Genomic DNA, 21,595 nt, shown 5'->3' with positions numbered 1-21,595 from the left:
TTTCATGAATCCGCTCTTTTTCCCCTCTCCATTCCCCCTTATCTTTGCCGCACCAAACAGCACTTGCCAAGCAAGAAGGTTTTAAAGATGTCCAACACTATGGGTATTGCCAGCGCTTTCGTTTTGTCCTCATTGTTCCTGTCACCGTTCGCCATGGCTGAAGAGTCGCAGACCTTCGTCGCACAACAGCAGGCGCGTGCCGCCGACTACGAACAGTATCAGAGTGAAATGACGGCCAAAGCCCAGGAAGCTGCGCAAACCCCTCAAACGTCCACGTCTGCCACCCAGCCACGGGTTGAGAAAGACAGCTGACCCACCCTGTTCGCACCTTTTCCCTCGACACTTTTCATCGGCTCTTCCCTTTGAAAAGTTGTCTTCAAAGCCGCTGCTATCAGCGGCTTTTTTTCGTTGTGGTTTAACACCGGCTTCGTTCGTCTCCCCTTACAAGAAACATCCTGTACTTCAACTAATGAAGTGCTTGATCGACCCCAAGGAGCTTTACCGCAAGTGCGTTTTCCCCTCAGTTTCAGCCCGTTGTTCATTGCAGTTGCTGCAACGATGACCACCACCGCCCACGCCGCCGACGACACCCACCCCGAAGGGTTTGTGCAAGGTTCTAGCCTTAACCTCAACGCTCGCAACTACTACATGAACCGCAACCGCCTGCAGCAGACGGACGACAACATCGAATGGGGCCAGGGCTTTCTTGGCATTTTCAATTCGGGCTACACCCAGGGCACCGTGGGTTTCGGTATCGATGTCAACGCCATGCTCGGGCTCAAGCTCGACGGCGGTGGCGGCACGGATAACTCAAGCATCCTGCCGGTCAGCGATGGCAACGGCAAAGCGCCGGGATCGTTCTCGACGGCGGGCGCCACGCTGAAAATGCGTGCTTTCGATACCGAGTTGAAGGCCGGCGACCTGTTCCTCAACAACCCGGTAATTGCCGGCGGCGAGACCCGCATGCTGCCGCAAACCTTTCGCGGCGTCAGCCTGACCAACCACAGTTTCGACGGTTTCCTCATCGAAGGCGGCCAGGCGAGCTTCACCAAGCCTTACAATCAGAGCGGCCATACCCGAATCAGCACCTCGTACGGCAGCCTGGCAGAGGGTGACGAAAGTCAGCACCTGAATTGGGCCGGCGTGGCCTGGAGCGGCCTACCGGGGTTGACCAGTAGCCTTTATGCGTCCGAGCTCAAGGACATCTGGAACCAGTACTACTACGACCTGGATTACACCTACGCGCTGAATGATCTGGTCAGCCTCAACCCGGGCCTGCACTTCTATCACACGCAAGACACCGGCGACGCGCTGCTGGGCAACATCGACAACAACACCTACAGCCTGCATTTCACTGTCGGCGTGGGCAATCACAGCGTTACCGCGGCGTATCAGCGGGTCAACGGCAACACGCCGTTCGACTACATCAGCCAGGGCGATAGCATTTTCCTCGACAATTCCCAGCAGTATTCGGACTTCAATGGCCCGAACGAACGCTCGTGGAAACTCAAGTACGCCTACGACTTTGCTAGCCTCGGCTTGCCCGGCCTGACCTCGGCGCTTTCGTACTCACGGGGCAAACTGGACCTGACCAAGGTTGACCCGGACAGCCGCGGATATGCCTCGTGGTACAGCGCCGACGGCAAAAATGCCAAGCACTGGGAACGCGACATTGATCTCAAATACGTGGTCCAGGATGGCAACGCCAAGGACCTGGCCGTGCATCTGCAATGGGCGACGAACAGGGGCGGCAACGGCTACGGCGCTCTGGACCAGGACACAGACGAATACAGGGTGATCGTCGACTACCCGCTGAATGTCTTCTAAACTGCAACGAACAAAAGGCCAGCACGTTTTGCTGGCTTTTTTTTATCCGGGATTTTTACCGCGCACTGAACGCCAACAGCCAATCGTTCAAGACGCCTCGTCAACAGAAGCCAGAACCATGAGCGTGAGCAGTGCACAACCTCAAGATCCGGTCCGTTCGCCCCGGTCGGAGCGGCTTCTGGTTCTCGGCAGTTTGCTGCTGGTAGTCGCCATACTGAGTATCGTGGCATTCCTGCTGGTCCGTGAGCGCGCGAACGCAGAACTGTCTGCCACACGCGCCGCGTCCAACATCGTGCAATTGATCGACGCCGATGTGCTGCGCAATGTCGAGCTCTACGACCTGTCCCTGCTCGGTCTGATAGCGGCCTCGCAACGAGAAGACCTTAAGAACGTTTCCCCCGCCATCCGCCATCTGGCCTTGTTTGATCGTGCCACGGCCGCGCCGTACAAGGGCGATATTCTGTTGCTGGACAACAAGGGCGACGTCATCGCCGACTCGGCCTCGGTTGAGCCCAGAAATGGCAATTATGCCGACCGCGAATACTTTCAGTCGCACCTGAGCAATCGCGATCCGGGCATGTTCATCAGCCGTCCCTTTCGCTCCAGAAAGCCTGAACATGAGTGGCGAATCAGCTTCAGTCGCCGGCTCAGCGGCGCGCAGGGCGAATTTCTCGGTGTCGCCGAAGCTGCCATGCGCCTGAGTTACTTCGATCAATTGTTCAACAGCTTGAACATCGGTCGTGACAGCTCGGTCAACCTGATCAGCTCGGACGGCATCCTGCTGGCCCAGGAACCGCGCCCGGCCGAAGAGTTGGTCGGCAAGGATTTCAGCAACCGCCCCAATTTCCAGCGCATCGTCAAAGAAGGCAATGGCAGCTTCACCAGCGTTTCAAGCCAATACCAGGACAAACGCCTGTACACGTTCTCCAAGGTGGGCAACCTGCCACTGATCGTCGTCGTTGCACTCTCAAGCGATGAAGTGTTTGCCTCCTGGAAGCGCACGACGGTGGTGGTCAGCGTGGCGACCCTGGCGTTGTGCATCAGCCTGCTCTGGTTGACCTGGTTGTTCTGTCGGGAACTGCGCCTGCGCCACAACGCCGAGCGGGAGCTGGCGCAACTGGCTGCTACCGATGCCTTGACCGGGCTGGCCAACCGCCGGACGCTGGACCAGGCCCTGCGTCATGAATGGTTTCGGGCGCAACGATCGGGTCAGCCACTGTCAGTGCTGATGATTGATGCCGACCACTTCAAGGATTTCAACGATCGGTATGGCCATCAGGCCGGCGACCAAGCGTTGCGCACGTTGGCCAGTGTCATCAGCGCCCATGTGCGACGACCGGCGGATCTGGCGGCCCGTTACGGTGGAGAAGAGTTTTCGGTGATCCTGGCGGAAACCGACAGCGCTGGAGCGCGGCAGATTGCCGAATACATCCGCAAAGCTGTAGAGCAGTTACCGTTCATTGAGGGCGCCGATTCGCCCATCACTGTCAGTATTGGTATCAGCACTTGGACGACAGCGACTGATATCAGCCTGGAAAGTGTGCTGTTCGCGGCGGACAAGGCGCTGTATCAGGCCAAGGAAAATGGGCGTAATCGGGTAGTTTCTTCTGCCTGAGGCGGATCGTTCCCACTTTGTGCGGGGACAATTATGCAGGCATAAAAAAAGGCCACCCGAAGGCAGCCTTTAAAAACTAGAGAGGTTTTTACTTACACGGCCGCAACGGGACGCATGTAAGAGATCGGTGCAGTGCTGGCGTCTTCGAAAGTCACGACTTCCCAAGCATCTGTCTGCTCAATCAACTTGCGCAGCAGCTGGTTGTTCAATGCATGTCCGGACTTGAAGCCCTTGAACTCACCAATCAGGCTATTGCCCAGCAGGTAGAGGTCACCAATTGCATCGAGGATCTTGTGCTTCACGAATTCGTCTTCATAGCGAAGGCCGTCTTCGTTCAGTACACCATCCGCGTCGACCACAATAGCGTTTTCAACGCTGCCGCCGAGTGCGAGGTTGTGCTTGCGCAGGTACTCGATGTCACTCATGAAACCAAAGGTACGGGCGCGGCTGACTTCTTTTACGAACGAAGTGCTGGAAAAATCCACGCTTGCACTTTGTGTGCGGTCACGGAAAACCGGGTGATCGAAATCGATCTCGAAGCTCACTTTGAAACCTTCGAAAGGGACGAAAGTGGCGCGCTTGTCGCCGTCTTCCACTGTCACTTCCCGCAGGATCCGGATGAACTTCTTGGCGGCGTCCTGTTCTTCCAGGCCGGCCGACTGAATCAGAAATACGAAGGGTCCAGCGCTACCATCCATGATTGGGACTTCAGACGCGGAGAGCTCGACGTAGGCGTTATCGATGCCCAGGCCAGCCATGGCCGAGAGCAAGTGCTCCACCGTATCTACTTTGGTGTCACCACTGACCAATGTGGTCGACATCGTGGTTTCACCAACGTTTTCCGCGCGGGCAGGAATCTGCACGACCGGATCGAGATCGGCACGACAAAACACAATGCCGGTGTCGATAGGTGCTGGCTTGAGGGTCAGGTATACCTTCTCCCCGGAGTGCAGGCCTACACCTGTGGCACGGATAATATTTTTCAGTGTGCGTTGTTTAATCATGGCTTGGGCCGCTTCAGCGCAAATTGCGAACTGGTATCAACAAAGGCTGGCGATAATAGCAGACCAGACCTTTGCTGAACACCAATCACCTTCATAGCCCTGATACATTCCATCAATCAGCCTGACGACGCAGGAATGCCGGGATGTCCAGGTAGTCCAGGTCATCTTGCGGATTCATCTTCGCGGCAGTCGCAGCACCGGCCTGAGCCTGGTTGCGCATGACGGTCGGACGGTCCAGGTCACGGTAGTTTACCGCTGGTTGTTCCTGACGAGCGGGTGCCGATTGTTGCGGCTGGGAAGCCATCGAGGTGTGAACGGTATTGTCGATGACCTTCACAGGCTTCTCGATTTTAGCGCCCAGACCGGTAGCAACCACGGTCACGTGCAGTTCGTCGCGCATGTCCGGATCGATAACGGTACCGACCTTGACCATTGCGTGCTCGGAAGCGAAGGCTTCGATGATGCTACCCACGTCGGAGTACTCACCCAGGGACAGGTCAGGACCGGCGGTGATGTTCACCAGAATGCCGCGTGCACCTTGCAGGTTCACGTCTTCGAGCAACGGGTTGCGAATGGCCGCTTCGGTGGCCTCGCGTGCACGGTTCGGACCGCTGGCGCAGCCAGTGCCCATCATCGCCATGCCCATTTCGCTCATCACGGTGCGTACGTCGGCAAAGTCGACGTTGATCATGCCCGGACGCTTGATGATGTCGGAGATACCGCGAACGGCACCGGCCAGTACATCGTCAGCCTTGGCGAAAGCCGACAAGAGACTTGCGTCCTTACCGAGGATGGTCAGCAGTTTCTCGTTGGGAATGGTGATCAACGAGTCAACGCTTTCAGACAGCAGACGGATACCTTCGTCGGCGATCTGCATGCGCTTGCGGCCTTCGAACGGGAACGGACGAGTCACCACCGCAACGGTGAGAATCCCCATTTCCTTGGCCACTTCAGCAATGATCGGCGCAGCACCGGTACCGGTACCACCGCCCATGCCGGTGGTGATGAACACCATGTTGGTGCCCTGCAGGACTTCGGCAATGCGCTCACGGTCTTCGAGAGCGGCCTGACGACCTACTTCAGGGTTGGCGCCAGCGCCCAGACCTTTGGTCACGCCGGTACCCAGTTGCAGAATGGTCCGCGCGCCGATGGATTTCAGCGCCTGGGCATCAGTGTTGGCGCAGATGAATTCAACGCCTTCAATGTTGCTCTTGACCATGTGGTTGACAGCGTTGCCGCCGCCTCCGCCAACACCGATAACTTTAATAACCGGGCTTGCGGGGATGTTGTCTACGAGTTCGAACATTTTCCCTCTCCTTTACGTTCTCTAGTTTTTTCGCCTACTGCTTTTGCTGCTTTTACTGCTTTTACTGCTTGTCGCTTGAAACTTGCCGCTTGAAACTGCTTCGTTAGAAGTTGCCCTGTACCCAGCTCTTGATGCGATCGAGCAAGGCGGCTTTCGGTTCTTCATTGCTGTAGCTGTCGCGGCTGCTGATGCCCGAGAACGAAATCCCGTCGGACTGCTTTTGCAGGCCATACATCAAGAGGCCAACGCCAGTGGAATAAATCGGGTTGCGGACCACATCGTCCAGGCCCTTGACGCCGTGAGGCACGCCCAGGCGGACCGGCATGTGGAAGATCTCTTCGGCCAGTTCGACCGCGCCTTCCATTTTCGAAGTACCGCCGGTCAGCACGATGCCGGCCGGGATCAGGTCTTCGTAGCCGCTGCGGCGCAGTTCGGCCTGGATCAGCGTGAACAGTTCGTCGTAACGCGGCTCGACCACTTCGGCCAGGGCCTGACGGGACAGCTCGCGCGGTGGACGGTCGCCGACGCTTGGGACCTTGATGGTTTCACCGGCACCGGCCAGCTTGGCCAGGGCGCAGGCGTAGCGAATCTTGATTTCTTCGGCGTACTGGGTCGGGGTGCGCAACGCCATCGCGATGTCGTTGGTCACCTGATCGCCCGCAATCGGGATCACTGCGGTGTGACGGATCGCGCCTTCGGTGAAGATCGCGATGTCAGTGGTGCCGCCACCGATGTCCACCAGGCAAACGCCCAGCTCTTTCTCGTCGTCGGTCAGTACCGAATACGCGGACGCCAGTTGCTCGAGAATGATGTCGTCGATTTCCAGGCCACAGCGACGCACGCATTTTTCAATGTTCTGTGCGGCGTTGACGGCGCAGGTCACCACGTGAACCTTGGCTTCCAGACGTACGCCCGACATGCCCAGCGGCTCACGAACGCCTTCCTGGTTATCGATCACGTAATCCTGCGGCAGGGTGTGCAATACGCGCTGGTCAGCCGGGATCGCCACGGCCTGGGCGGCGTCGAGGACGCGCTCAAGGTCGGCGGAGCTGACTTCGCGATCACGAATCGCCACGATCCCGTGGGAGTTCAGGCTGCGGATGTGATTGCCGGCCACGCCGACGAACGCCGAGTGGATCCGGCAACCGGCCATCAACTGCGCTTCTTCGATCGCGCGCTGAATCGATTGCACGGTGGACTCGATGTTCACCACCACGCCTTTCTTCAGGCCACGGGACGGATGAGTGCCGATCCCGACGATTTCCAGCGTGCCGTCGTCCGAGACCTCGCCGACCAGCGCCACCACCTTGGAGGTGCCGATATCGAGACCGACGATCATTTTGCCGCTTTGCACGTTTGCCATGGGTCCTGCCTCTTCTTAATTCTTCGCGACAGCGGGTTGGGCTGTCGTGGGCGCTACAGGTTCCCGCCAGCCAACAGCGAGGCCGTTGGCGTAGCGCAGATCGATGCGCGCAATGTTCGTAATCTGTTCTTTAAGCGTCTTGTCGTAGATGGCAATGAAGCGGCGCATCTTTTCCACCAGGTTGCCGCGTCCCAGCAGCAGTTCGATCCCCGGGCCAGCGCTGCCGGCGCCGGTGGTCAGGAACCAGCTGCCTCGTTCACGCAATTCCAGGCGTGCAATCGAGAAGCCCAATGGCCTGAGCATCTGGCTCAGCACCTGGTATTGCTGCATCACTTGCTGTTGTGCCCGTTGAGGACCGAACAGTTGTGGCAAGTGTTCATAGTTCGCCAGTTCACGCGGGGTGAAGGCCTGCCCCTGGTTGTTCAACAGCGACTCATCACCCCAACGGGCCACGGGCAGTTGCTCTTCCAGGCGGATCACCACTTGATCCGGCCACACCCGGCGCACTTCGGCGTGGGCAATCCATGGCATGGTTTCAAGCTCGGTGCGCATGCTCTCCAGGTCGATGGTGAAGAAGCTCGACGCCACGTACGGGGCGATCCGCTGCTGCACCGCTTGCTGGCTGATGTAACTCAAATCGCCCTGTACGTTGATCTTGGTGATCGGCCGGTCGGCGTACGGCAGCAAACGCTGTGCGCCTTCGTAAGTGCCGAACCCCAGTGCAACCAACAGCACCGGCCAGAACAAGGCTTTGAGAAAGCCGAAATTGGCTTTCGGCAGGCGCGCGGACATCGGCTCTTTCGCCACCATTCGGCTGGCACCCCGCGGCACCGGCTTGCGGCCAGGTACTGGAGGGGGCTGATGTCTCAGCTGTGCGCCTTGCATGGTCTTAACCTCGAGGCTCGTTATTGCCGGCAATGCTGGCGGCCAGAATCGCCAGAACCAATTGCTGGAAATCCAGACCGGCAGCACGGGCCGCCATCGGCACCAGACTGTGATCGGTCATGCCCGGTGCGGTGTTGACTTCCAGGAACCAGAACTGCCCGTCGGCGTCCTGCATCACGTCCGCCCTGCCCCAACCGGCGATACCCAGCGCCTCACAGGCTTTCGCCGTGAGGTCCATCAGTTCTTTTTCCTTGTTGCTGTCCAGGCCACACGGGATCCGGTACTGGGTATCGGAGGCCACGTACTTGGCGTCGTAGTCGTAGAAACTGTGCGTCGTGCCCAGGGCAATCGGTGGCAACACCTGGTCACGCAGGGTGGCGATGGTGAACTCCGGACCTTGAATCCATTGCTCGACCAACACTTGCGAATCGTAGGTACTGGCCGCTTTCCAGGCGTCGATCAACTCGGACGCGGAGGTCACTTTGGCCATACCGATACTTGAACCTTCATGGGCCGGTTTGACGATCAAAGGGAAGCCCAGTTCCGTCGCTGCCGAAATACAATCGGCCTCGCAGCTCAGTACGGCGTGGCGTGGCGTCGGAATACCGAGGCTGTGCCAGACCTGTTTGGTGCGCAGCTTGTCCATCGCCAGTGCCGAGGCAAGAATGCCGCTGCCGGTGTACGGAATGCCCAGGCATTCGAGCAAGCCCTGCATGCTGCCGTCTTCACCGCCACGACCGTGGAGGATGATGAAGGCGCGGTCGATTTTTTCGTTCAGCAAACGCTGCAACAGGTCATCGCCCACATCGAGGCCGAACGCGTCCACACCGGCGCTCAGCAGCGCGTCGAGGACAGCGTTGCCCGACTTGAGGGAAACCTCACGCTCGGCGCTCTTGCCGCCGAACAGAACGGCGACGCGGCCGAAGTCTTTCGGCGCGATCGTGGAGACGAGGTTGGCGTAGGCAGCAGTCATTTCAATTTCCCCGGAGTCGGTGCGGCAACAGCACCCGCGAATAGCGGACTGGCCAACAGTTTCGGGGCAAGACCACCGATATCACCGGCGCCCTGGCACAGCAGGATATCGCCGGCACGCAGCAGCGGCTTGACCAGCGGCGCAAGGTCGACACCGCGCTCGATGTAGATCGGATCGAGCTGGCCGCGTTGACGAATGCTGTTGCACAGTTTGCGGCTGTCAGCGCCCGGGATCGGTTCTTCACCGGCCGGATAGACTTCCATCAACAGCAACACGTTGGCGTCGGCCAATACATTGACGAAATCGTCGTACAGGTCGCGGGTGCGGCTGTAACGGTGCGGCTGGTAGACCATCACCAGACGGCGCTCAGGCCAGCCGCCGCGTACGGCCTTGATCACGGCAGCGACTTCGGTCGGGTGGTGACCGTAGTCGTCGACCAGCATTACGTGGCCGCCCTCGACCGGCAGTTCGCCGTAGACCTGGAAGCGCCGACCGACACCCTGGAACCCGGACAGGCCCTGGACGATGGCTTCATCGCTGACACCCTCGTCAGAGGCGATGCAGATGGTCGCCAGCGCGTTCAATACGTTGTGGTTGCCCGGCATGTTTACCGAGACATCCAGCGGTTCGCGATCAGGGCGCAGCACGGTGAAGAAGGTCTGCATGCCCTGCTGGCGCACATTGATGGCGCGCACGTCGCAGTCATCGCCGAAGCCGTAGGTGACCGTAGGACGTTTCACCAGAGGCAGGATTTCACGTACCACCGGGTCGTCCAGGCACACCACCGCCAAACCGTAGAACGGCAGGTTGTGCAGGAACTCGACGAAGGTTTTCTTCAGTTTGTTGAAGTCACCGTCGTAGGTTGCCATGTGGTCGGCGTCGATGTTGGTGACCACGGCCACCAGGGGCTGCAAGTGCAGGAAGCTCGCATCGCTTTCGTCTGCTTCGGCGATCAGGTAGCGGCTGGTGCCGAGCTGGGCATTGGTGCCCGCGGCATTGAGACGGCCACCGATGACGAACGTCGGGTCCAGGCCACCGGCCGCGAACACCGAAGCGATCAGGCTGGTGGTGGTGGTTTTGCCGTGGGTCCCGGCGACGGCGATGCCGTGGCGGTAGCGCATCAGCTCGGCCAGCATCTCGGCGCGTGGCACCACGGGAATGCGGCGTTCCAGTGCGGTGGCGACTTCCGGGTTGGAGGTGTTCACGGCGCTCGACACCACCAGCACGTCGGCGGCAGCGGCGTTCTCGGCACGGTGGCCGATGAAAATGTGCGCACCGAACGATTCAAGACGCTCGGTCACCGGCGACGCTTTCAGGTCGGAACCGGACACTTGGTAGCCCAGGTTCAACAACACTTCAGCGATGCCGCACATGCCCACGCCGCCGATGCCGACGAAATGGATTTTACGGATGCGGCGCATTTCCGGTTGCGGCATGGCTTTCTGATTCTCAACCATGGGCCACCTCCAGACAGGTATCGACCACGTTACGGGTTGCATCGGGTTTGGCGAGGCGGCGCGCCGCGCTGGCCATGTCGTTGAGTCGTTGTGGTTGCATCAGGACCTCTGTCAGGCGTGCGGCAAGATCCGCTGCGCCAGTCGTTCTTTGCGGCATCAGGAAGGCAGCGCCTTCACGGGCCAAATAATCGGCGTTGCGGGTCTGGTGATCGTCGATCGCGTGGGGCAAAGGCACCAGCAACGAGGGCAGACCGGCGGCAGCCAGTTCACTGATGGTCAATGCGCCTGCGCGGCACACCACCAGGTCGGCCCAGCCATAGGCTTGAGCCATGTCTTTGATGAAGGGCTGCACTTGCGCCTCGACGCCAGCCGCGCGATAGCGCTCTGCAGTCACTTCATCGTGGTTTTTGCCGGCCTGATGAAACACTTCCGGGCGCAGGTCGGGGGCGACTAGCGACAGGGCTTCAGGCAGCAACTTGTTCAACGGTTCTGCGCCCAGGCTTCCACCCAGGATCAGCAAACGCGCCTTGCGACCGGCCAGGGCCTGTCGCGGTGTTTCGAGGAACAGCTCGGTGCGCACCGGGTTGCCGGTGGTCCGACGGCTGTCCGACAGGGTAAAGGTGTCGGGGAACGCTTCACAGACTCGGGCGGCCAACGGCACCAGCAACCGATTGGCGGTACCGGCCACCGCGTTCTGCTCATGAACGATCACCGGCACACCGGCCAGTTTGGCTGCGACACCACCAGGACCGGTCACAAAACCACCGAAGCCAACGACGCACACCGGCCGCAGCTGACGAATGATCGCCCGCGCCTGCCAGACGGATTTGATCACCATGAATGGGGCCTTGAGCAGGGACAATTTGCCCTTGCCGCGCACGCCGCTGGCGTTGATCCGATGCAGCTCGATACCGGCCATCGGCACCAGGTCGTTCTCGATGCCACGGGGTGTTCCAAGCCAGTGCACGGTGTAGCCGCGGGCCTGAAACTCGCGAGCGCAAGCCAGCGCCGGAAACACGTGGCCGCCGGTGCCGCCCGCCATGATCAATACGTTAGCGCCCATGGGTCGACTCCTCGGCGAAGTCGCTCTCATGGAATTCCATCTCTTCGCTGCCCAGATGGGTTCGACTCTCCCACTCGATGCGCAATAACAACCCAAGGCAGGCACCGCAGATCACCAACGAACTGCCGCCATAACTGAGGAACGGCAAGGTCAGGCCTTTGGTCGGCAGCAGACCGACGTTCACACCGATGTTGATCAGGAACTGGCCGATCCACAGGAACGACAAGCCGTACGCAATGTAGGCGGCGAAAAACTGCTTGGCCTTCTCAGCCCAATAACCGATGTACATGCCGCGAATACACACGAAGACGAACAGCGCGACCGTGCACAAGGAACCCACGGCCCCCAGCTCTTCAGCCAGGACCGAGAACACGAAGTCGGTGTGGGCTTCTGGCAGGTAGAACTGTTTCTGCACGCTGTTGCCCAGGCCAACACCCAGCCATTCGCCGCGACCAAACGCGATCAAGGCTTGCGACAATTGATACCCGGCGCCGAACTGGTCGGCCCATGGATCGGCAAAGTTGGTAAGACGCGCCATTCGATAGGGTTGCACTTGAATCAGCAACACCACCGCCGCAACCGCCAGGACCACCATCAGGGAAAACCGGAACAGCCCGACCCCACCAAGGAACAGCATCGCCGCGGCGGCACCCATCATTACGACGGTGGCACCGAAGTCCGGCTCCATCAGCAGCAGGCCAGCCATTGGCAGCAGAACGATGAACGGCTTGAAGAAGCCCATCCAGCTTTCGCGCACTTCTTTCTGGCGACGCACCAGGTAACCGGCGAGGTAGATCACCACGAACACCTTGGCGATCTCGGAAGGCTGAACGTTGAAGAAACTGAAGCCGATCCAGCGCATCGAACCGTTCACTTCACGGCCGATCCCCGGAACGATCACCATCACCAGCAGACCGAACGCACCCAGCAGCATCAGCCAGCCCAGGCGTTGCCAGGTGGCGATCGGAATCATCATGGTGATGACGCAGGCGCCCAGGCCCAGCACGATATAGATAAGGTGGCGAATCATGTAATACAGGGCGCTGCCCGATTGCGCCGCCGCCACTTCGGTCGAAGCCGAGGCGATCATGACCAGCCCGAGGCCGATCAAGGCCAGGCAGCCGGCGAGCATCGGGAAGTCGAGATCGATACCGCGCCCGGTGATGATCGGCGACGGGTATGGCTTGATGATGTTTCGCAGGCTCATGCCAGATCCTCCACAGCGCGGACGAACTGGTGACCACGGTCTTCATAATTCTTGAACATGTCGAAACTGGCGCAGGCTGGCGACAGCAGCACCACATCGCCAGGTTGTGCAGCGGCGCGGCATTGCTCCACCGCTTCGACCAGCGAACCGACCCGGATCAACGGCACCGCATCGCCGATGGCCTCACCGATCTTGTCGGAGTCGCGGCCCATCAAAATGACGGCGCGGCAGTTGGCGGCCACGGGATCACGCAAATCCTTGAAGTCAGCGCCTTTGCCGTCGCCCCCGGCAATCAACACCACCTTGCCGTCGATGTCCGCGCCCAAGCCTTCGATGGCTGCCAGTGCGGCGCCGACGTTGGTGGCTTTGGAATCGTTGTAGTAGCTCACGCCATCCAGGTCACGGACCCACTGGCAGCGATGCTCAAGCCCGGCGAACGTGCGCAGGCTCGACAGCATGGCGTCGAATGGCAAGCCGACGGCATGCCCCAGCGCCAACGCCGCCAGGGCATTGGACTGGTTATGGGCGCCACGGACTTTCAACTCGCGCACCGGCATCAGGTTCTGGAATTCGAAAGCCAGGTACTTCTCGCCGTCTTCTTCGCGAATGCCGAAGGCCTTGAAATCAGGTTTGCTCAAGCCGAACGTCCAGCACGGCTGACCTTCGCCAATCAACGGACGGCTCAGGGCGTCCTGACGGTTGACCACAAACTGCTTCGCCCCACGGAAAATCCGGTGCTTGGCCAGGTGATAGGCCGGCAGGCCGCTGTAGCGGTCCATGTGGTCTTCACTGACGTTGAGCACGGTGGCCACTTCAGCGTTGAGTTGGTCGGTGGTTTCGAGCTGGAAGCTCGACAATTCCATCACGTACAGCTCGACGTCATCGCTGAGCAAATCCAGCGCCGGCGTGCCGAGGTTGCCGCCCACGGCGACGCGCTTGCCCGCCGCTGCCGCCATCTCGCCGACCAGGGTGGTCACGGTGCTTTTCGCGTTGGAACCGCTGATGGCCACAATCGGCGCCTTCGCATTTCGCGCGAACAGCTCGATGTCGCCGGACAATTTCACGCCACGGGCGGCGGCAGCCTGCAGGGCCGGGGTCGCCAGCGCCAGGCCGGGGCTCACGTAGAGCTCATCGGCGCGGCACAGGAATTCGACGTCCAGCTCGCCACAACGCACTTCCACGTGCGGATAGTCACGCTTGAGCGTGGCCAGTTCCGGTGGATTTTCCCGCGTATCGGCCACAGCAAACGACGTGCCCCGGTTCGCCAGGAAGCGAACCAGGGACATGCCGCTCTTGCCGAGGCCGACAACGATGCGGAAGTGGTCAGAAGCGATCAGAGACACGAGTTTCTACCTCAGCTTCAGGGTGGCAAGGCCGACCAGTACGAGAATCACGGTAATGATCCAGAAACGGACGATCACGCGCGGCTCGGGCCAGCCCTTGAGTTCAAAGTGGTGGTGAATCGGTGCCATGCGGAACACACGGCGACCGGTCATCTTGAAAGAAGCAACCTGGATAACCACCGACAGGGTTTCCATCACGAACACACCGCCCATGATGAACAGGACGATTTCCTGACGGACGATCACCGCGATGGTGCCCAGGGCAGCGCCCAGCGCCAGTGCGCCGACGTCACCCATGAATACTTGTGCCGGATAGGTGTTGAACCAGAGAAAGCCCAAGCCCGCACCGATCAATGCACCGCAGAACACGATCAACTCACCTGCGCCCGGGACGTAGGGAATCAGCAGGTATTCGGCGAATTTCACGTTACCCGACAGGTAGCAGAAAATGCCCAGGCCGCCACCGACCATCACGGTCGGCATGATCGCCAGGCCGTCGAGGCCGTCGGTCAGGTTGACGGCGTTGCTCGAGCCGACGATCACGAAGTAAGTCAGGACAACGAAACCTATGCCCAACGGAATGCTGTAGTCCTTGAGCATTGGCAGGATCAGCGTGGTTTCCACCGGCGAAGTCGCGGTCATATAAAGGAAGATCGCTGCACCGAGGCCAAACACCGACTGCCAGAAGTATTTCCAGCGGCTTGGCAAACCTTTGGAGTTTTTCTCGATCACCTTGCGGTAGTCGTCGACCCAGCCGATAGCGCCGAACAGCAACGTCACCAGCAAAACGGTCCAGACATAACGATTGCTCAGGTCAGCCCAGAGCAAAGTGCTGACGCCGATGGACGACAGAATCAGCGCGCCGCCCATGGTCGGGGTGCCGGATTTGGACAGGTGCGATTGCGGACCGTCGTTACGAACGGATTGACCGATCTGACGGTTCTGCAACGTGCGGATCATCCACGGGCCATAACACAGCGACAAAACCAGCGCGGTCAGCACACCGAGGATCCCGCGCAGGGTCAGGTACTGAAAGACCGCGAAGCCTTTGTAGAACTGTTGCAGATACTCCGCTAGCAGCAGCAGCATTAATGTTTCTCCAGACTGGACCCGCACAAAGCGGCGACGATGTTTTCCATCGCTGCGCTGCGCGAGCCCTTGATCAAAATAGTGGTGTTTGTATCCTGCTCGGCGCCGAGTGCCTTGATCAGCTCAGCCTGAGTGCTGAAGTGAAAAGCTTGCGGGCCGAAAGCGTTTACGGCGTGAGCCATCAATGGCCCGACAGCGTAAAGCGCGGAAACCTTGCCGCGGGCGTACTCGCCCACATCGCGATGCCCCTGCTCCGCCCAGTCGCCCAACTCGCCGATATCCCCGAGCACCAGAACGGTGCGGCCGGAAAAGCCGGCGAGTATATCAACGGCCGCGCACATGGAGGTGGGGTTCGCGTTGTACGTGTCATCGATTACGCGTATGCCATTGCTGGCCAGTTGCGCGACGGTGCGCCCCTTGACCGGTTGCACTGCGCCGAGACCGGTGGCGATGCCCAACAGCGACACGCCCAAGGCGTGTGCGGCAGCAGCGGCAGCCAACGCGTTGGCGACGTTATGGGTGCCGAGCAGATTCAGTTGAACGCGCTCCACACCATCGGGGCTGTGCAGATTGAACGACGGGCAACCGCGTGCATCGCGGTCCAGATCACTGGCGTAGAAGTCGGCGCTGACATTGCTCAAGGCAAACGTCAGGACTTTGCGGCCGGCAGCACGGGTCTTCCAGATGCCGAACGCCTTGTCGTCCAGATTCAGAACGGCGACGCCATCAGCGTCCAGCCCTTCAATAATCTCGCCTTTGGCTTCAACGATTTTTTCCGGCCCGCCGAACTCGCCAACGTGGGCAGTCCCGGCGTTGTTCAGCACGGCCACATGCGGTTTGGTCATGCCGACGGTGTAGGCAATTTCACCCAGACGCGACGCGCCAAGCTCGATCACGGCAGCGGTGTGCTCCGGTGCGAGTTCGAGCAAGGTCAATGGCACGCCGAGGTCGTTGTTCAGGTTGCCACGGGTCGCCAGCACCGGACCGCGCGTGCGCAGGATGCTCGCGAGCATTTCCTTGACGGTGGTCTTGCCGCTGGAACCGGTGATCGCCGCCACAGGGCGGGTAAACGCAGCACGGTTCAGAGCGCCCAACTGGCCAAGGGCCTGGCGGGTGTCTTTGACAACCAATTGCGGTAGCGCACTGTCAGCGACTTCACGCTCGACCAGCGCCGCGACGGCGCCTTTGTTTGCTACGTCATTCAAATAGTCGTGACCGTCGAAGCGCGGACCGGTCAGGGCAATAAAGAGCTGGCCGGGCTTGATCGCGCGACTGTCGATGCTGACGCCATTGAACGTGGCATCGGCCACGATCATCCGGCCGTTCAGTGCGCCGGTCAGTTCGCTCAATTTCCAGGGCTTAAGCATGAGCCACCTCCCATGCGGTCAAGGCGTGATCAGCCTCGACCAGGTCGGAGAAATCGTGACGCTCGCCGTTGATTTCCTGATAGTCCTCGTGACCTTTGCCAGCCAGGACAATCACGTCATCCACCGAAGCGCTGGCGATCAATTGCGCAATCGCCTGGCCACGGCCCGCGACGAAAGTGACTTTATCCACGTTGGTGAAACCGGCACGGATGTCGTCGAAAATCACGGCAGGATCTTCGGTGCGCGGGTTGTCATCGGTCACCAGGACGCCATCGGCCAGACGCTCGACCACTTCGGCCATCAGCGGACGCTTGCCGCGATCGCGATCACCGCCGCAACCGAACAGGCACAGCAAACGACCTTTGGCGTGGGGACGCAGGGCCATCAAAACTTTTTCCAGCGCATCGGGGGTGTGGGCGTAATCGACCACGACCAAAGGCTGGTTGCCGCCGCCAAGACGCTGCATGCGTCCCGCCGGGCCTTCGAGTTTCGGCAGGACCTTGAGGATTTCGTCCAGCGCGTAATCCAGGCCGAGCAAGGCGCCGACCGCGGCCAGCACATTGCTCAGGTTGAAACGACCGAGCAGCGTGCTGCGCAAATGATGCTCGCCCTGCGGCGTCACCAGTGTGGCGCGTACGCCTTCGTCGTCGAACTGTGCTTCACGGCAATAAAGGTAGGCGCTGGTGTTTTCCAGGCTGTAGGTAATCAGGCGCGACTCGCCTTTGTCGGCGGCCAGTTGGCGGCCGAACTCGTCGTCGAGGTTAACCACCCGGCACTTCAAATCGTTCCAGGCAAACAGCTTGGCCTTGGCTTCGCCATAGGCTTGCATGGTGCCGTGGTAATCCAGGTGATCGCGGGACAGGTTGGTCATCACCGCCACGTCAAACGCCAGCGCAGTCACGCGACCTTGATCCAGGCCGTGGGAAGACACTTCCATGGCCACAGCTTTGGCGCCGGCCTTTTTCAGGTCAGCCAACATCGCTTGCACGGCGATCGGGTTCGGCGTGGTGTGCAGCCCGCTTTCCAGCGCGCCGTAGAAACCGGTGCCCAGGGTGCCGACAATGCCGCAGTGCTGACCGAGCAAGTCCAAGGCCTGCGCAACCAATTGCGTGACGCTGGTTTTGCCGTTGGTGCCGGTCACGCCGATCAGATTCAGGTGACGGCTCGGGTCACCATAAAAACGCCCGGCAATGTCCGACAGCTGCGCCGCCAGGCCTTTGACCGGAATCAATGGCACGTCGGTGATCGGCAGCACGGTGGCGCCTTCGACTTCATAGGCCACGGCGGCCGCACCGCGCTGCAATGCATCGGCGATGTGCGCACGACCGTCGAACTTGCCGCCAGGAACAGCGAGAAACAGGTCGCCAGCGCGCACGTTGCGGCTGTCCAGGGTCAGTTCGCGAATCAACAGATCGCGACCGGCGTGGGCGAAAATCTTGTTCAGGCTCAGAGACATCAGCCGCGCCCTCCATTGGCTTTCAGTGGAACGACCGGTGCTGCATTGGCGGTTTGAGTCGGCGGCAGGTTGTCCGGCGTGATGTTCATCAGGCGCAGGGTGCCGGACATCACTTTGCTGAATACCGGCGCCGAAACCAGACCACCGAAGTAACCGGCCTTGGTCGGTTCATCGATCACCACCACGATGGCGTAACGCGGATCGCTCATCGGGCCGAAGCCTGCGAACAGCGAGCGGTAGGAGTTTTCGGCATAGCCTTTGGTGCCGACCGAAGTCTTGCGCGCGGTACCCGACTTGCCTGCCACGTGGTATGCCGGCACTTGCGCACGGAACACGCCGCGCGGGGCCTCGATCACCTGGGTCAGCATGCCTTGCATGGTTTTCGCGACGGCTTCGGGCAACACTTGCGTGGTTTGCGGCGCCTTATCGGTTTTGATCAGGGTCAGCGGTGCGATGCGACCGTTGTTGGCCAGTGCCGAGAAGGCATGGACCAGTTGGATCGCGGTCACGGAAATACCGTAGCCATAGGACAGCGTGGCGGTTTCAGCCTTGCGCCATTCGCGGTAGTTCGGCAGGTTGCCGACACGCTCGCCCGGGAAGCCGAGGCCGGTGTCCTGGCCCAGGCCGACTTTCTGTGCGAGACGGAAAATGGTTTCGCCGCCGATGTCGAACGCGACCTTACTCATGCCGACGTTACTGGAGTTGATCAGAATGCCGGTCAGGTCGAGCACCGGACCTTCGGTCTTGGATACGTCCTTGATGGTGTATTTACCAATCTGCAGGCTGCCCGGGTACACCTCGACGGTATCGCTCGGTTTCCAGCGACCGGTTTCGATCGCGGCGCTCATGGAGATCGCTTTCATGGTCGAACCCGGCTCGAACACGTCGATCATGGCGCGGTTGCGCATCATCGCCGGTTGCAGGTTGCGACGGTTGTTCGGGTTGTAGGTCGGTTGGTTGACCATGGCGAGGATCTCGCCGGTCTTCACGTCCATGATCACCAGGCTGCCGGCCTTGGCGCCGTTCTCGATGATCGCGTTACGCAGTTCACGGTTGGCCAGGTATTGCAGACGCAAGTCAATGGACAACGCCAAGGGCTTGCCGGCCTTGGCGTTTTTGGTGACCTGGACATCCTTGATAAGTCGGCCGCGCCGATCCTTGATGACCTGTCGCTTGCCGGCGACACCGGCGAGCCATTCGTCATAGGCCAGCTCGACGCCTTCACGCCCGTGGTCATCAATGTCGGTAAAGCCGACCATATGTGCGGTGACTTCACCGGCCGGGTAGAAGCGCCGGAACTCTTCGATGCCGTAGACGCCCGGCACTTTCAGATCGAGCACAGACTGGCCCTGCTCGGGGGTCAACCCGCGCACCAGGTAAATGAATTCTTTGTTGGCCTGTGCCTCGAGACGCTCGGCCAGGGCTTTGGGGTCTTGCCCCAGCGCCGCAGCCAGTGCCGGCCATTTCTCTTTGGCCAGCTGCATTTCCTTGGCGTTGGCCCACAGGGTGGTGACCGGCGTACTCACGGCCAATGGCTCGCCGTTACGGTCGGTGATCAGACCACGGTGAGCCGGAATCGGGATGTGTCGAACGCTGCGTGCGTCGCCCTGACCTTTGAGGAAGGCACGGTCGACCACTTGCAGATCGATGATACGCCAGCAAATCGCCACGACCATGATGCCGAGCAAACCCAGGACCACGCGGAATCGCCATGGGAACAGTGCGCCTTCGAGCTTCATCATGGCGTCACCATCTTCACTTCAGCTGCGCCAGGAATGCGCATCTTCAGTTGCTCGGTGGCCAGGACTTCGATACGGCTATGGGCGGTCCAGGTGCTTTGCTCAAGAATCAACCGGCCCCACTCCGCTTGCGCCTTGTCGCGCACGCTCAACTCGTTGTAGAGCGAGTTCAGCAGCTGACGGTTCCAGTGGGCGCTATAGGACACGCCGATGGCCGATACGAGCACGGCCAGAAACAGCAGCAGCATGAAAAAGCTTCCGCCTGGAAGTGGCTTGGCGAAAAGCTTGCTCACCGCAGCTTCTCCGCGACGCGCATGACGGCGCTACGGGAACGTGGGTTGGCTTTGAGTTCGGCGTCGGAGGCCGTCTGCGCTTTGCCATGGACTTTGATTTTCGGTTCGAAGGCTACGTGGCGAACCGGCAGGTTGCGCGGCAGGTTGTCGGCTTCGCCTTTTACCAGCTTGCGCATGAACAGTTTGACGATGCGGTCTTCCAGCGAGTGGAAACTGATGACGACCAGACGGCCACCGATTTCCAGGCAGTCCATTGCGGCTTCAAGGCCGGCTTCCAGATCGCCCAACTCGTTGTTGACGTGAATACGCAGGCCCTGGAATGCACGGGTTGCCGGGTTTTTGCCCTTTTCCCATGCCGGGTTGGCGACTTTCAGGACTTCAGCCAGATCGGCTGTGCGTTCGAACGGCTTGATGTCGCGACGTTCGGCGACGGCACGGGCCATGCGACCGGAGAAACGTTCTTCGCCGTATTCCTTGAATACCCGGGCGATTTCTTCCACTGGCGCGGTGTTCACGAACTCGGCAGCGCTGATCCCGCGAGACGGGTCCATGCGCATGTCCAGCGGGCCGTCATTGAGGAAACTGAAGCCGCGCTCGGGGTCGTCAAGTTGTGGCGAAGACACGCCGAGGTCGAGCAGAACACCACTGACCTTTCCGTGCAGACCCCGTTCGGCCACTTCCGAACCGAGCTCGGCAAAGCTGCGCTGCACAACGACAAAGCGGCCGTCTTCGGCCGCCAGCGTCTGCCCAGTGGCAATCGCTTGAGGATCTTTGTCGAATCCGAGGACCCGACCATCGGGACCCAGTTGGCTGAGGATCAACCGACTGTGTCCGCCGCGACCGAACGTACCGTCCAGATAGCAGCCATCAGGACGTACGGCGAGAGCCTCCACGGCTTCGTCAAGCAGTACGGTGATGTGGTTAAAGCCGCTATCAATAGTCACAGGATCAAATCACGCAGTTCATCAGGCATGGCGCCCGGTTGTTGAATAGCAGCCAGGTCAGCGGCAGAAACCGCATCCCAGGCATCCTCGTCCCACAATTGGAACTTGTTCAGTTGGCCAACCAACATCGCGCGTTTATCCAACTTGGCATACTCACGAAGACGCGGAGGAACCAGAAAACGACCACTGCCATCGAGCTCGAGGTCGACGGCATTACCAATCAGTAAACGTTGCAGGCGGCGGTTCTCTTCGCGAAGCGAAGGCAGTGCGCGCAGTTTGGTTTCAATAATTTCCCACTCATCGAGGGGGTAAACACACAAACACGGATCAACGGCATCAATGGTCACGATCAACTGACCGGAACTACGCGAAACGAGCTCGTCACGGTACCGGCTCGGCATGGCGAGACGGCCCTTTGCGTCGAGACTGATAGCGTTAGCTCCGCGAAACACGTCAGCGTTTCTCCAAATATTAGCGTTTTACGTTCAAAAAACCCACTTCATGCCACTTTCCGCCACTTGCGCACACTATAGGAATGCGGCCACCGCACCGTCAAGGCGCGCTTTAAAGGAAAAGCCTTACAGAACTGAGATTTAGGAAGCTAAAGAGGGGGTAAACGACTATCCGACAGGTGAATTTGCCCGATAACTTGAATGCGCACAGA

The 21,595-nt window shown here is 60.0% G+C and carries 19 protein-coding genes; 3 read left to right on the top strand and 16 right to left on the bottom strand.

Features of this window, described 5'->3' with window-relative positions; translation table 11 throughout:
• Nucleotides 1–87: 87 nt before the first annotated feature.
• The 3 genes from BLQ41_RS10360 to BLQ41_RS10350 all read left to right on the top strand — a co-directional run bounded on the left by BLQ41_RS10360 (nt 88) and on the right by BLQ41_RS10350 (nt 3,442).
• Nucleotides 88–312: a hypothetical protein gene (locus tag BLQ41_RS10360; RefSeq protein ID WP_090180286.1), complete on the top strand. Its 225-nt coding sequence runs from the start codon at nt 88–90 to the stop codon at nt 310–312.
• Nucleotides 313–558: 246 nt separating this feature from the next.
• Nucleotides 559–1,827, top strand: a complete 1,269-nt coding sequence (locus BLQ41_RS10355; RefSeq protein ID WP_408003509.1) for an OprD family porin — start codon at nt 559–561, stop codon at nt 1,825–1,827.
• Nucleotides 1,828–1,945: 118 nt separating this feature from the next.
• Nucleotides 1,946–3,442 carry a sensor domain-containing diguanylate cyclase gene (locus BLQ41_RS10350; RefSeq protein ID WP_090180281.1) on the top strand — a complete coding sequence of 499 codons (1,497 nt, stop codon included), beginning with the start codon at nt 1,946–1,948 and terminating at the stop codon, nt 3,440–3,442.
• A 92-nt stretch (nt 3,443–3,534) separates the two neighbouring features.
• On the opposite strand, the gene lpxC is transcribed toward BLQ41_RS10350, so the two are convergent.
• From lpxC to mraZ, 16 genes are all read right to left on the bottom strand, one after another.
• Complete coding sequence (lpxC, locus tag BLQ41_RS10345; RefSeq protein ID WP_045059296.1) at nt 3,535–4,446, bottom strand: UDP-3-O-acyl-N-acetylglucosamine deacetylase; 912 nt, start codon at nt 4,444–4,446, stop codon at nt 3,535–3,537.
• Between the two features lie 112 nt (nt 4,447–4,558).
• Nucleotides 4,559–5,752 (bottom strand): cell division protein FtsZ, encoded by a 1,194-nt coding sequence (gene ftsZ, locus BLQ41_RS10340; protein WP_007943486.1) that lies wholly within the window; start codon nt 5,750–5,752, stop codon nt 4,559–4,561.
• 103 nt (nt 5,753–5,855) lie between these two features.
• A complete protein-coding gene (ftsA, locus tag BLQ41_RS10335) occupies nt 5,856–7,115 on the bottom strand; it encodes a cell division protein FtsA (protein WP_008147519.1) in 1,260 nt (419 codons plus the stop codon).
• A 15-nt stretch (nt 7,116–7,130) separates the two neighbouring features.
• On the bottom strand, nt 7,131–8,000 hold the full coding sequence (locus tag BLQ41_RS10330) for a cell division protein FtsQ/DivIB (protein WP_090180278.1): 870 nt from the start codon (nt 7,998–8,000) through the stop codon (nt 7,131–7,133).
• A 4-nt stretch (nt 8,001–8,004) separates the two neighbouring features.
• A complete protein-coding gene (locus BLQ41_RS10325; protein ID WP_090180275.1) occupies nt 8,005–8,973 on the bottom strand; it encodes a D-alanine--D-alanine ligase in 969 nt (322 codons plus the stop codon).
• Nucleotides 8,970–10,430: a UDP-N-acetylmuramate--L-alanine ligase gene (murC, locus tag BLQ41_RS10320; protein WP_090180273.1), complete on the bottom strand. Its 1,461-nt coding sequence runs from the start codon at nt 10,428–10,430 to the stop codon at nt 8,970–8,972. Before murC ends, BLQ41_RS10325 begins: the two co-directional genes overlap by 4 nt.
• A complete protein-coding gene (gene murG, locus BLQ41_RS10315; protein WP_090180270.1) occupies nt 10,423–11,493 on the bottom strand; it encodes an undecaprenyldiphospho-muramoylpentapeptide beta-N-acetylglucosaminyltransferase in 1,071 nt (356 codons plus the stop codon). Before murG ends, murC begins: the two co-directional genes overlap by 8 nt.
• On the bottom strand, nt 11,483–12,700 hold the full coding sequence (ftsW, locus tag BLQ41_RS10310; RefSeq protein WP_090180266.1) for a putative lipid II flippase FtsW: 1,218 nt from the start codon (nt 12,698–12,700) through the stop codon (nt 11,483–11,485). The genes murG and ftsW overlap by 11 nt, the downstream gene beginning before the upstream one ends.
• Nucleotides 12,697–14,043: a UDP-N-acetylmuramoyl-L-alanine--D-glutamate ligase gene (murD, locus tag BLQ41_RS10305; protein WP_090180263.1), complete on the bottom strand. Its 1,347-nt coding sequence runs from the start codon at nt 14,041–14,043 to the stop codon at nt 12,697–12,699. The genes ftsW and murD overlap by 4 nt, the downstream gene beginning before the upstream one ends.
• A gap of 6 nt (nt 14,044–14,049) precedes the next feature.
• A complete protein-coding gene (gene mraY, locus BLQ41_RS10300) occupies nt 14,050–15,132 on the bottom strand; it encodes a phospho-N-acetylmuramoyl-pentapeptide-transferase (protein WP_090180261.1) in 1,083 nt (360 codons plus the stop codon).
• Nucleotides 15,132–16,499, bottom strand: a complete 1,368-nt coding sequence (locus tag BLQ41_RS10295) for a UDP-N-acetylmuramoyl-tripeptide--D-alanyl-D-alanine ligase (RefSeq protein ID WP_090180258.1) — start codon at nt 16,497–16,499, stop codon at nt 15,132–15,134. Before BLQ41_RS10295 ends, mraY begins: the two co-directional genes overlap by 1 nt.
• Nucleotides 16,492–17,955: a UDP-N-acetylmuramoyl-L-alanyl-D-glutamate--2,6-diaminopimelate ligase gene (locus tag BLQ41_RS10290; protein ID WP_090180255.1), complete on the bottom strand. Its 1,464-nt coding sequence runs from the start codon at nt 17,953–17,955 to the stop codon at nt 16,492–16,494. Before BLQ41_RS10290 ends, BLQ41_RS10295 begins: the two co-directional genes overlap by 8 nt.
• On the bottom strand, nt 17,955–19,694 hold the full coding sequence (locus tag BLQ41_RS10285) for a peptidoglycan D,D-transpeptidase FtsI family protein (protein WP_167360530.1): 1,740 nt from the start codon (nt 19,692–19,694) through the stop codon (nt 17,955–17,957). The genes BLQ41_RS10290 and BLQ41_RS10285 overlap by 1 nt, the downstream gene beginning before the upstream one ends.
• The gene (gene ftsL / locus BLQ41_RS10280) at nt 19,694–19,987 is read right to left on the bottom strand and encodes a cell division protein FtsL (RefSeq protein ID WP_090180249.1); all 294 of its coding nucleotides are present in this window, start codon (nt 19,985–19,987) and stop codon (nt 19,694–19,696) included. The genes BLQ41_RS10285 and ftsL overlap by 1 nt, the downstream gene beginning before the upstream one ends.
• Entirely contained in the window at nt 19,984–20,931 is a 948-nt protein-coding gene (rsmH, locus tag BLQ41_RS10275; RefSeq protein ID WP_167360478.1) for a 16S rRNA (cytosine(1402)-N(4))-methyltransferase RsmH, read from the bottom strand. The genes ftsL and rsmH overlap by 4 nt, the downstream gene beginning before the upstream one ends.
• Nucleotides 20,928–21,383, bottom strand: coding sequence for a division/cell wall cluster transcriptional repressor MraZ (gene mraZ / locus BLQ41_RS10270; RefSeq protein ID WP_008147486.1), 456 nt, complete (start codon nt 21,381–21,383; stop codon nt 20,928–20,930). The genes rsmH and mraZ overlap by 4 nt, the downstream gene beginning before the upstream one ends.
• Nucleotides 21,384–21,595 lie beyond the last annotated feature (212 nt).

This window comes from Pseudomonas arsenicoxydans (assembly GCF_900103875.1).
Classification (GTDB): Bacteria; Pseudomonadota; Gammaproteobacteria; order Pseudomonadales; family Pseudomonadaceae; genus Aquipseudomonas; species Aquipseudomonas arsenicoxydans.
The sequence above is the reverse complement of the archived record's forward strand: the minus strand, read 5'-3'. Positions and strand labels throughout refer to the sequence as shown.